3 protein-coding genes are annotated in these 13,152 nt (G+C 77.0%); all 3 read left to right on the top strand.

The window, feature by feature from the left end; all coding sequences use genetic code 11:
- Window positions 1-106: 106 nt before the first annotated feature.
- Window positions 107-6,499 (top strand): type I polyketide synthase, encoded by a 6,393-nt coding sequence (locus QC282_RS31620; RefSeq protein ID WP_279553035.1) that lies wholly within the window; start codon window positions 107-109, stop codon window positions 6,497-6,499.
- Between the two features lie 180 nt (window positions 6,500-6,679).
- Window positions 6,680-9,952, top strand: a complete 3,273-nt coding sequence (locus tag QC282_RS31615; RefSeq protein ID WP_279553034.1) for a type I polyketide synthase — start codon at window positions 6,680-6,682, stop codon at window positions 9,950-9,952.
- 63 nt (window positions 9,953-10,015) lie between these two features.
- Window positions 10,016-13,152 (top strand): type I polyketide synthase (locus QC282_RS31610; RefSeq protein ID WP_279553033.1); only part of this gene is annotated, 3,137 nt, incomplete at its 3' end.

Here is a 13,152-nt window from a genome sequence, read left to right as displayed (position 1 = left end):
CGCGGTGCGGGGCCACCGCACGGCCGACGGCGACGCCCGGCACGCGCTGCGCGAGCGGCTGCGCGCCACCACCCCCGGCGAACGGCTGCCCCTGCTGCTCGACCTCGTGCGCGGCCACGCCGCCGCCGTCCTCGCCCACCCGGACCCGACGGCCGTACGGCCCGACACGTCCTTCCAGGACCTCGGCTTCGACTCGCTCACCGCGATGGAACTGCGCACCCGCCTGGCCAGGGTCACCGGCCTGCCCCTCCCGGCGGGCCTGCTGTTCGACCACCCCCGGCCCCGCGTCCTCGCCGAACACCTCCTCGGCGCCCTGCTCGACGGGCCGGACACCACCGCCCACGCCCCCGGGCCGCCGGTCGCCGCGCGCACGGACGAGCCGCTCGCGATCGTCGGCATGGCCTGCCGGTTCCCCGGCGGCGTCCGCTCCCCGGAGGACCTGTGGGAACTGCTCACCGAAGGGCGGGACGCCATCGCGCCCTTCCCGACGGACCGCGGCTGGGACCTGGACGTCCTGGCCGGTTCGGGACGCGGGCACAGTGCCACCACCGAGGGCGGATTCCTCGCCGACGCCGCCGGGTTCGACCCCGAGTTCTTCGGGATCAGCCCGCGCGAGGCGCTCGCCATGGACCCGCAGCAGCGCGTCCTGCTGGAGACCTCCTGGGAGGCCTTCGAGCGTGCCGGGATCGACCCGCACACCCTGCGCGGCAGCCGCACCGGCGTCTTCGTCGGCACCAACGGCCAGGACTACGCCGAACTGGTCGCCCGGTCCGCCGAGAACATGGAGACCCATCTCGGCACCGGCCTCGCCGCCAGCGTCATGTCCGGCCGCATCGCCTACGTCTTCGGCCTGGAGGGCCCCGCCGCCACCATCGACACGGCCTGCTCCTCCTCCCTGGTGTCCCTGCACCTGGCCGCCCAGGCCCTGCGGGCCGGCGAGTGCGAACTCGCCCTCGCCGGTGGCGTCACCGTGATGACCAGCTCCTCCAGCTTCGCCGGGTTCACCGCCATGGGCGGCCTCGCCGGCGACGGCCGCTGCAAGGCCTTCTCGGACGCGGCCGACGGCACCGGCTGGTCCGAGGGCGCCGGAGTCCTCGTGGTCGAGCGGCTGTCCGACGCCCGCCGCAACGGGCACCGCGTCCTCGCCGTCGTCCGGGGCTCCGCGGTCAACCAGGACGGCGCCTCCAACGGGCTCAGCGCCCCCAACGGGCCCGCCCAGCAGCGCGTCATCCGGCAGGCCCTCGCCTCCGCCGGGCTGACGCCGGACGACGTGGACGCCGTGGAGGCGCACGGCACCGGCACCACCCTCGGCGACCCCATCGAGGCCGAGGCCCTCATGGCGGTGTTCGGCGCGGACGACCGCGACCGGCCACTGCTGCTCGGCTCCGTGAAGTCCAACATCGGCCACACCCAGGCCGCCGCCGGTGTCGCCGGCGTCATCAAGACCGTGCTGGCCCTGCGGCACGCCACCCTGCCGCGCACCCTGCACATCGACCGGCCCTCCTCCCACGTCGACTGGTCGGCGGGCCCCGTGGCGCTCCTGGACCGCACGACCCCCTGGCCGGACACCGGACGGCCGCGCCGGGCCGGTGTCTCCTCGTTCGGCATCAGCGGCACCAACGCCCACGTCGTCCTCGAACAGGCCGCCCCCGACACCGACCCCGCCCCCGACACGGGCGCCGCTTCCGGCACGGACACGGCACCGCGCCAGACCGGCACCGCAGCCGGGCCGCTGCCCTGGGTGCTGTCCGCCCGCACCCCGGCCGCGCTGCGCGGACAGGCCGCCGCCCTCGCCGCACACCTCACCGCCGAACCCGCCCCCGACCCGGCCGACGTGGCGTACTCCCTGGCCACCACCCGCGCCCACTTCGAACACCGCGCCGTCGTCGTCGGCACCGGCCGCGAAGCCCTCCTCGCCGGACTCGGCACGCTCGCCGCCGGTGACGCCGTGGCCGGTTCCGTCGTACGCGGCACCGCGCACACCGACGGCCGGACCGCGTTCGTCTTCCCCGGCCAGGGCGCCCAGTGGGCGGGCATGGGAGCCCGGCTGCTGGCCGAGTCGCCGGTGTTCGCCGAACGCGTCGGTGAGTGCGCGGCGGCCCTCGCCCGGTTCACCGACTGGTCCCTCCTGGACGTCCTGCGCGGCAACGACGGCGCCCCCGGCCTGGACCGGGTCGACGTCGTCCAGCCCGCCTCCTGGGCCGTCATGGTCGCGCTCGCCGCCGTCTGGGAGGCGCACGGCGTGACCCCGGACGCGGTCGTCGGCCACTCCCAGGGCGAGATCGCCGCCGCCGTCGTCGCGGGGGCGCTGTCCCTCACCGACGGGGCCCGCGTGGTCGCCCTGCGCAGCCGGGCCATCGCCCGCCGGCTCGCCGGACGCGGCGGCATGATCGCCGTGCCGCTGCCCGCCGCCGAGACCGAACGCCGGCTCGCCGCCCGCGGCGACGACCGGCTCTCCCTCGCCGCGGTCAACGCCCCCGACGCGGTCGTCGTCAGCGGGGACGCCACCGCCCTCGACGAGCTGTACGAGCAACTCGTCGCGGAGGACGTACGGGCCCGGAAGATCGCCGTCGACTACGCCTCCCACTCGGCACACGTGACCGACCTGCGCACCGAACTCCTCGCCGGCCTCGCCCCGTTGACGCCCCGCCCGCCCCGCGTGCCGATCCTGTCCACCGTCACCGGCGAACGGCTCGACGCCCCCGTGGACGCCGAGTACTGGTACCGCAACCTCCGGCAGCCCGTACGGTTCGCCGACGCGGTGCGGGCCCTGCTCGACCAGGGCTGCACCACGTTCGTCGAGGCCGGACCGCACCCGGTGCTCACCGGCGCCGTCCAGTCGTGCGCCGACGACGCCGGCACCCGGGCCGTCACCGTGGGCACCCTGCGGCGCGGCGAGGACGGCACCGACCGGATACTGACCTCCCTCGCCGAGGCCTACGCGCACGGCGTGGCCGTCGACTGGGCCCGCCCCGGCACCTTCGGCGCCGCACGCGCCGTCGACCTGCCCACCTACGCCTTCCAGCGGCGGCGCTACTGGCCCACCACGACCCAGGTCGCCACCGACGTGTCGGGCGCCGGACTCGAACCGACCGGGCACCCGCTGCTCGGCGCCGCCGTGACCGTCGCGGACTCCGACGACCTGGTCCTCACCGGCACCCTGTCCCTGTCCGCGCAGCCCTGGCTGGGCCAGCACCGCGTGAACGGCGCCGTGTTCTTCCCCGGCACCGGATTCCTCGAACTCGCCGTCCGCGCCGGTGACGCCGCCGGCTGCGGCCGGGTCGACGAACTCACCATCGCCGCGCCCCTCGTACTGCCCGAACAGGGCGCCGTCCAGGTGCAGCTCCGCGTCGAGGCACCCGACGAGGAGGGACGCCGCGCCGTCCGCTTCCACTCCCGGCCCGCCCGCGGCTCCGCGCCCTGGCAACTGCACGCCACGGGCCTGCTGTCCCGCGCGCCCCAGCCTGCCGCACCCCTCGACACGACGGTGTGGCCGCCCGCCGGCGCCACCGGGATCGACGTCCGCGACATCTACCGGCGCTACGCCCGCGCCGGACTCGACTACGGCCCCGCCTTCCAGGGCCTGCGCGGCGTGTGGCGGCTCGGCGAGGACGCGTACGCCGAGGTCGTGCTTCCCGAGGCCGCCCGCACCGCCGACGGCTTCGGGCTCCACCCCGCCCTCCTCGACGCGGTGCTGCACGCCACCGTGTACGCGGGCGAGGAGAACGAGCGGCGCATGCTGCCGTTCAGCTGGCAGGGCACCACTCTGCACGCCTCCGGCGCCACCGTGCTGCGCGCCCGCATCGTCCGCACCGGCCCCGACACCGTCGCCCTCGCCGCGACCGACGTCGAGGGCGACCCGGTGGTGACCGTCGACGCGCTCACCCTGCGCGCCGGCGGCGACCGCCCCGCGGCGGCGGCCCCGGCCGACGATCCGCGCGACGCCCTCCTCCGCGTCGAATGGGTGCCGGGAACCGCCGACCTCGCCGCACCGGCCGGGGCCCGCTGGGCCGTCGTCGGCGACGACACCCACGGACTGGGCCAGGCCATGGCCCTCGCCGGGGAGAACGTCGTCGCCTACGCCGAGACCTTCGCCGCGGCGGTGGGAGAGGGCGGCGACAGCGGACCCGTACCGCACGGCTTCCTCGTGTCGGTGTCCGGCGGCCAGGACGCGCGGGCCGCCCACGCCGCCACGCACCGGGTCCTCGCCCTGCTCCAGGAGTGGCTCGCCGACGAACGCCTCGACCGCTCCCGGCTGCTCCTCGTCACCCGGGGAGCCGTGGCCCGCGACGGCGAAGGGCCGACCGACCCGGCGGCCGCCGCCGTGTGGGGCCTGGTGCGGTCCGCGCAGTCGGAGAACCCCGGCCGTTTCGTCCTGGCCGACCTCGACGACGCGGACGTGTCGGCCGTGGCGCTGCCCGCCCTGCTGGTCGCGGAGGAGGACCAGTGGGTGGTCCGCGGCGGTGCGGCACACGTCGCCCGGCTGGCCCGGGTGCCCGAACAGGCGGATCCGCAGACCATCTCCTGGAACCCCGACGGCACCGTCCTCGTCACCGGCGGCACCGGCGGCCTCGGCGGCGAACTAGCCCGGCACCTGGTGCACCGGCACGGCGTACGGCACCTGCTGCTGGTGTCCCGCAGTGGCGAAACCGCGCCCGGCGCGGCCGAGCTGCGGGCCGAACTGGCCGAAGCGGGCGCCACCGTGACCGTCGCCGCCTGCGACGTGGCCGACGGGGACGCGGTCGACGCGCTGCTGGCCGGCGTGCCCGCCGCGCACCCGCTGACCGCCGTCGTGCACACCGCCGGCGCCCTGGACGACGGCGTCCTGCCCTCCCTCACCCCCGACCGGGTCTCCGCCGTGCTGCGGCCCAAGGCCGACGGCGCCTGGCACCTGCACCGCGCCACCCGCGACGCGGACCTCGCCGCCTTCGTCCTGTACTCCTCCGTCTCCGGCGTCCTCGGCAGCCGGGCACAGGCCGCCTACGCCGCCGCCAACGCCTACCTGGACGCCCTCGCCGCCCACCGCCACGCCGAGGGCCGGCCCGCCACCTCGCTGTCCTGGGGCTTCTGGGCCCGCCGCACCGGCCTGACCGCGCACCTCACCGACACCGACCTCCAGCGCATGGAACGCTCCGGAACGCCGCCGCTCGGCCTGGACCTCGGACTGGCCCTGTTCGACGCCGCGCTGGAGCGGACCGAGCCCCATCTGGTGCCGCTGCGCGTCGACAGGTCACGCTCCGGCGGCGAGGTCCCGGCGATGCTGCGCGGCCTGGTCGGCGGCACCCGGCGCACGGCCGCCACCGCGACCCGCTCCTTCGCCACCCTGCGGGAGCGCATCGGCCGCCTCGACGCCCCGGCGCAGGAGCGGGCGCTGACCGACCTGATCGTGGAGACCTCCGCCGTGCTGCTCGGCAGGGGCGAGGAGGGGGCGGTGGAGCCGCACCGCGAGTTCCTCACCATGGGCTTCGACTCGCTCATCGCCCTGGAACTGCGCAACCGGCTCGGCGAGGCCCTCGGCCTGCGGGTGCCGACGTCCGCCGTGTTCGACCACCGCACGCCCGCCCGCCTCGCCCAGTGGCTCCAGGGCCGGCTCGCCGCCCTCGGCGGCCGGTCGTCCGACGGGCCCGGTCACCTGACGGCCGCCGCCCGGGACAGCGCCCCGGACTCCGTGGTCAACCTGTTCTTCGACACCGTCAAGAACGGCAGGACCCTGGAGGCGATGCGGCTGCTGATGGCGGTCGCGGCGACCCGCCCCCAGGTCGAACTGACCGCCGAGGTGCCCGAGCTGCCGCAGCCCGTCACCCTCGCGGAGGGCCCCGCGCTGCCCCGGCTGATCTGCGTCAGCGCCCCCGGCGCAACGGGCGGCGTGCACCAGTACGCGCGCATGGCGGCCCCGTTCCGCGGCAACCGCCACGTCAGCGCCCTGCCCCTGCTCGGCTTCGCCGAGGGCGAGCCGCTGCCCGCCACCAGCGAGGCCGCCGTCCGGCTCATCGCCGAGAGCGCGCTGCTGGCCAGCGAGGGCGAACCCTTCGTACTCGTCGGCTACTCCATGGGCGGCACCTTCGCCTACCGCGCCGCCGGCGTGCTGGAGGAGACCTGGGGCATCCGCCCCGAGGGCGTCGTCATGCTCGACACGCTGAGCCTGGAGTACCAGGCCGGCGAGGGCGTCGACTGGGACCTCTTCCACGAGAACTACCTCGCCGACATCGACACCCCGTCCGTCCGGCTCGACAGCGCGCGGCTGTCCGCCATGGCGCAGTGGTTCCTGCGGATGACGACCGGCGGCGCCGAACGCTACAAGACCGGCGTGCCGAGCCTGCTGATCCGCTGCACCGAGTCCCTGCCCGGCGTCGACCGCGGCGACCAGGCGCCACCGGTGCCCGCCCACGTCACGCGGATGATCGAGGCCAGTCACCAGACCCTGATCGCCGGGCGGTCGCACGAGACGGCCCGGCTGATGGAGGAGTGGCTGCGCACGCTGGAGACCGGCGGACAGTGAACGGCGCGCGCCCCGCGCCCTGTTCAGGCCCCGCCCCGCCACCCACCGGTGACGGGGCGGGGCCGTCCCGTGCCGCCGGGCACGGCGCCCGGTCAGGTCTAGGGAAAACCGGGCCGGCCCGAACCTACGCTCCCGTTCAGTCTCGCTGAGATCCCGATCCCTCGGAGGCGGTGCGGCGTCATGACGATTCTGTCCGGACTGGAGTTCCTGGAGTTCCACGACCCGGTCGCCGCCGAACCGGTGGCGGTCGTCGCGATGGCCTGCCGGCTGCCCGGCGGCGTCACCGACCCGGAAGGCCTGTGGGAACTGCTGCTGGCCCGCCGGGACGCCACCGGCCCGCTGCCGGCCGACCGCGGCTGGGACCCGGCCGCCCTCGACACGGCCCGCGCCCCGGACGGCTCCGGCGTGCCCCGGCGCGGCGGATTCCTCCACGACGCCGCCGCCTTCGACGCCGACTTCTTCGGACTGTCGCCCCGCGAGGCCGCCGCCACCGACCCCCAGCAGCGGCTCCTGCTGGAGACCGCCTGGGAGGCCGTCGAACGGGCCGGCATCGACCCCCTCTCCCTGCGCGACACCCGCACCGGCGTGTACGTCGGCGTCAGCGGCGAGGACTACGCGCTGCTCACCGCGCGAGCCGCCGGGGACACCACCGGGCACTCCGTCACCGGCACCGCCCCCGGCGTCGCCCCGGGCCGCCTCGCCCACCTCCTCGGCCTGCGCGGCCCGGCGATGACCCTCGACACCGCGTCGTCCTCCTCGCTGACCGCGCTGCACTGCGCCGTGCGTGCCCTGCGGGCGGGGGAGTGCACCCTGGCCCTGGCGGGCGGCGCGACCGTGATGTCCACACCGCGCGGCCTGATCGGCTACGCCCTCCAGGGCGGCCTCGCCCCCGACGGGCACTGCAAGCCGTTCTCCGACGACGCCGACGGCACCGCGTGGGCCGAGGGCGTCGGCGTCCTCGTCCTGGAACGGCTCAGCGACGCGCGACGCCACGGACACCCGGTGCTCGCTCTGATCCGGGGCACCGCCGTCAACTCCGACGGTGCCACCGACGGCCTGACCACACCGAGCGGCGCCGCCCAGCGCGACGTCATCGCCCAGTCCCTCCAGGACGCCGGGCTCACCCCCGACGAGGTCGACGCGGTGGAGGCGCACGGCACCGGCACCCGCGTCGGCGACCCCGTCGAGGGCCGCGCCCTGCTCGCCGCCTACGGCCAGGACCGCGAACACCCGCTGTTCATCGGGTCGTTGAAGTCCAACATCGGGCACGCCCAGGCCGCCGCCGGGGTCGCCGGTGTCATCAAGGCGGTACTGGCGCTGCGGCACGGCATCCTCCCCGCGACCCTGCACGTCACGCGGCCCACCGCGGCCGTCGACTGGTCCGTCGGGTCGGCACGGCTGCTGCGGGACACCACCGAGTGGCCGGCGACCGGCCGGCCGCGCCGCATGGCGGTCTCGTCGTTCGGCATCGGCGGCACCAACGCCCACGTGATCCTGGAGCAGGCCCCGGCCCTCGCCGCCCCCGCCGAACGGGGTGCCGTGCCGGCGGTCGTGCCATGGGTGGTGTCCGCCCGGACCGCGAACGCCCTCGACGCGGCGGTGTCCCGGCTGCGTCGGCTGCCGGTCCCCGACGGCCGGGCCCGCGCGGACATCGGCCACTCCCTCGCCACCGGCCGGGCCGCCACCCTGCCGCACCGCACGGTGCTGCTCGCCTCCGCCGACGGCACCCCCACGGCGGCGCGCTGCGTCGCCGAACCGGGCCCGCTCGCCGTGCTGTTCCCCGGCCACGGGGGACCCGCGGCGGCGCGGTCCGGCCGCGAACTGGCCGCCCGCTTCCCGCTGTTCGCCCGCGCCCTGGACGCCGTGCGCGCCGCCTTCGACGGCCTGCTGCCCGAGCCGGAGCGCGACGACCCCGCCGCCGAACCCGCCCTGTTCGCACACGAGGTGGCGCTGTACCGGCTGCTGGAGTCCTTCGGCGTGACCCCCGCGTACGTCGCCGGGCACGGGCTCGGCGAGGTGGTCGCCGCGCACGTCGCCGGTGTCCTCTCGCTGCCGGACGCCTGCCGCCTGGTGGCCGCCCGGCTCGGCACGGTGCGGGGGATCGCCCGGGGCGGAGCGGTCGCTGTCCACGCCACCGAGGCCGAGGTGCTGCCGCTGCTCACGGACGGGACGACCCTCGCCTCGGTCGACGGCCCCGACCGGGTCGTCCTGGCCGGACCGGCGCAGGAGGTGCGGCGCGTCGCCGACGTCTTCGCGGCACAGGGACGCGCCGTCACCCCCGTGCCCGGCACGCGCATGGCACCGGCGGACGCGGACGCGTCGGCCGCCTACCGAGGTGAGGTGGCCCGCCTGGACCCGCGCCCGTCCCGGGTCCCGGTCGTCTCCGCCGTCACCGGCACGCTCGCCACCGACGCGCAGCTCGCCTCCGTCGACCACTGGGTACGGCATCTGCGCGACACCGTGCGGTTCGGCGACGCGGTCACGGCGCTGCGCGAGGCGGGGGTCCGCACGTTCCTGGAGGTGGGGCCCGACGCCGTACTGACCGCGCGGACCGCCGAACGCCTCGCGGGCACGGGCGCGGTGACCGTCGCCGCCCAGCGCGCGCACCGGCCGGCCGAGGAGGCGCTGCTGTGCGCCCTGGCCCGCCTGCACGTCACCGGCACCGACGTCCGCTGGTCCGCCCTGTTCACCGGTACCGACGCCCGCCGCACGGATCTGCCCACCTACCCCTTCCAGCGCGAACGCCACTGGCCCACGCCGGGAGACCGCCCGGCGACGGGAACGGCAGCGGCAACGGCAGCGGCAACACGAAGGGCGACGCCAACGGCTGCGGCAGGGGGCACTGCCACAGTCGCAGCCACAGCCACAGTCGCAGCCACAGCCACAGCCACGGCCACGAACGCGGCCGGTCCGTCCGGCACCGACGTGCCCGACCTGCGCGCGCTCACCGGTCCCCGCCGTGTGCGCGCCCTGCTCGGCCTGATCCGCTCCGAGGCCGCCGCCGCGCTCGGGCACGCCGACCCCGACCGCGTCGACCCGCGCCTCGCCCTGCGTGCCTCGGGCCTCGACTCGTACGCCGAGACCGAACTGCGCGTCCGCCTCGGCCGGGCCACCGGCCTGCGACTGCCCGGCACCCTGTTCTACGACCGGCCGACCCCGGCCGCCCTCGCCGCCCGGCTCGCCGAACACCTCGACGAGCAGCCCTCGGCCGCCGCGCCACCCGCCTGGCCCACGGACTTCGAACACGCCCTGCGGGCCCTGCCCGAGGGCCACCCCGACCGGCATGCCGCACTGCGCAGGCTCGAAGGGCTCCTGAACGACCTGCGCCCGGACGCCGGGCGGCGCACGGTACCGGCGCCCCGCGCGAACGGCGCCGGGGAGGCAGACGACCTCGCCGCCGTGCCCGTCGACCGGCTCCTGGACCTCATCGACGAGGAGTTCCCGGTCCGCTGACCGGCGCACTCCGCACCCTCCGCAGGCCACGCACGCCTACGTCACCGCGATCGGACAACTCCCGTGCAGGAAGAGCAGCAGGACACCGTCGTCGACTACCTCCGGCGGGTCACGGCGGAACTGCGCCGCGCACACCGGCGCATCGAGGAACTGGAGTCGGCCTCCCCCGCCGCCCCCGACGCCGGGGGCGGGCCCGGCGCGGACCCGGTGGCCGTCGTCGGCATGGGCTGCCGGCTCCCCGGCGGCGTGTTCTCGCCCGACGACCTGTGGCATCTGGTCGCAACCGGCGGCGACGCCGTCACCGGGTTTCCCGCCGACCGCGGCTGGGACCTGCCGGCCCTGCTGGCCGGGAGCACCGCCCGCGGCGGCGGATTCCTCACCGGGGCCGACGAGTTCGACGCCGCGTTCTTCGGCATCGCGCCCCGCGAGGCCGCCGCGATGGACCCGCAGCAGCGGCTGTTCCTGGAGGTCGCGTGGGAGGCGCTGGAGCGGGCCGGTATCGACCCGCTCGCCCTGCGCGGCAGCCGGACCGGCGTCTACGCGGGCACCTACCAGTGGGACTCCGGGCGTCCCGGCCCCGGCACCGGCGACGGCGCGGGCCACGTCATGACGGGCACCGCGTCCAGCGTCCTGTCCGGCCGCCTCGCCTACGTCCTCGGTCTGGAGGGCCCGGCGCTCACCGTCGACACCGCCTGCTCCTCCTCCCTGGTCGCCCTGCACACCGCCGTCCAGGCCCTGCGCGCCGGCGAGACGGAGCTGGCCGTCGTCGGCGGTGTCACGGTGCTGTCCGACCCGGCGGTCTTCACCGAGTTCAGCCGGCAGGGCGGCCTGGCGCCCGACGGACGCTGCAAGGCGTTCTCCGCGGTGGCCGACGGCACCGGCTGGTCCGAGGGCGTCGGCGTCCTCGTCGTGGAACGGCTGTCCGACGCCCGCCGCCACGGCCACCCGGTGCTGGCCCTGGTCCGGGGCAGCGCCGTCAACTCCGACGGCGCCTCCAACGGCCTCACCGCCCCCAGCGGCCGGGCCCAGCGGCAGGTCGTCCGGCAGGCCCTCGCCGCCGCCGGCCTCGACCCGGCCGACGTGGACGCCGTCGAGGCGCACGGTACCGGCACCCGGCTCGGCGACCCCGTGGAGGCGCAGGCGCTCCTCGCCACCTACGGGCAGGGCCGCGAACGCCCGCTGCTGGTCGGCTCCTTGAAGTCCAACATCGGCCACACCCAGGCCGCCGCCGGTGTCGCAGGCGTCATCAAAATGATCCAGGCCATGCGGCACGGCACCCTGCCGCGCACCCTGCACGCCGACGAGCCCACCACCGCCGTCGACTGGACGACCGGCCGCGTCGAGCTGCTGCGCGAGCCCGTCGACTGGCCCGCGACCGGCCGGGCACGCCGGGCCGCCGTCTCGGCGTTCGGGATCAGCGGCACCAACGCGCACGTCGTGCTGGAGGAAGCGCCCGCCCCCGTCGAGGAGCCCGCGTCCCAGGCGCCGCCGGCACCCCGGGCGGTGCCCTGGCCGGTCTCGGCCCGCACCGCCGCCGCCCGCGCGGAGCAGATCACCCGGGTCAGGGCCTCGGCCGCCGGCCACGACCCGCTCGCCGTAGGGCACTCGCTCGCCGCCGGACGGTCCGTGTTCGAGCACCGGGCCGTGCTGCTCGGCTCCGCCGAGGGCGCGCCCGTGCTCGCCGAGGGCGTCGCCGCCGAGGAGCCGCCGCCGCTCGCCGTGCTGTTCTCCGGGCAGGGCAGCCAGCGGCTCGGCACGGGCCGCGAACTGGCCGTGCGCTTCCCCGTGTTCGCGGACGCCCTGGACGAGATCCTCGACCTGCTCGGGCCCGAGGTGCGGGCCGTGCTGTGGGGCGGGGACGAACAGGCCCTGCACCGCACCGGGTTCGCCCAGCCCGCCCTGTTCGCCGTCGAAGTCGCGCTGTACCGGCTGGTCGAGTCCTGGGGCGTGCGGCCCGAGTACCTGATCGGCCACTCCGTCGGCGAGATCGCCGCCGCTCACGTGGCCGGTGTGCTGACCCTGCCCGACGCGTGCCGTCTGGTGTCCGCGCGGGCCCGGCTCATGGAGGGGCTGCCCGCCGGAGGGGCGATGGTCGCCGTCGCCGCGGGCGAGGACGACGTACGGCCGCTGCTGACCGGGGACGTGGCGCTCGCCGCCGTCAACGGGCCGCGTTCCGTGGTGCTCTCGGGCCCGGAGCGGGCCGTCGGGTCCGTCGCCGCCCGGCTGGCGGCGGACGGGCACCGCACCGCCCGGCTGCGTGTCTCGCACGCCTTCCACTCGCCGCTGATGGACCCCGTGCTGGAGCCCTTCCGCGCCGCCGTCGCCGACCTGGGTTTCGCCGAACCGGCGGTCCCCGTCGTGTCCGACGTCACCGGACGGCTCGCCGGACCCGGCGAACTCACCGACCCCGGCTACTGGGTACGGCACCTGCGGGAGACCGTCCGTTTCGCCGACGGCGTCCGGACGCTGGCCGCGCAGGGCGTCGGCGCCTGGCTGGAGATCGGTCCGGGCGGCGTCCTCGCGGCGCCAGCCCAGGAGAACCTGCCGCCGGACGCGACGGTCACGCCGCTGCTGCGCGGCGACCGGGGCGAGGAACTGTCCGCCGTGACGGCCCTCGCCCGGCTCCACGTCCACGGGGTGCCCGTCGACTGGACGGCGCTGTTCGCCGGCACCGGGGCGCGGCGGGTCGACCTGCCGACCTACCCCTTCCAGCGGCAGCGCTTCGCCCCTCGTCGCGGGCCCGCCGGTGACCGGGCGGCGGACGGGGACTTCCTGACGGCCGTCGGCCGCACGGAGCCCGCCCGGCTGGCGGAGCGGCTCGGCGTGCCGGAGGCGGCGGTCCGCACCGTCGTGCCCGCGCTGCTGTCCTGGCGGTCCCGGCACCGCGACCGTGCCGCCGTGGACTGTCTGCGGCACCGTGAGGAGTGGCGGCCGCGCGCCCTGCCGCGTGCCGAGGTGAGCGGCACCTGGCTGCTGCTGCATCCCGAGCACGACGACGAGGACGCCTGGACCACGGCGCTGGCCGACGCGCTCGGGCCCCGCGCCGTGCGGGTGCCCTGCCCGGCCGGTGCCGACCGCGCCGCTCTCGCCGCGCGGTTTGAGGCGGAGGCCGGGCGCACGCCCGTGACCGGCGTGCTCTGCCTGACCGCCCCCGGCCTGCCGGGCCTCCTCACGACGGCCGCCGTCGTCCAGGCCACCGG

Source organism: Streptomyces sp. DH24 (genome assembly GCF_029813775.1).
GTDB lineage: Bacteria > Actinomycetota > Actinomycetes > Streptomycetales > Streptomycetaceae > Streptomyces.
The sequence above is the reverse complement of the archived record's forward strand: the minus strand, read 5'-3'. Positions and strand labels throughout refer to the sequence as shown.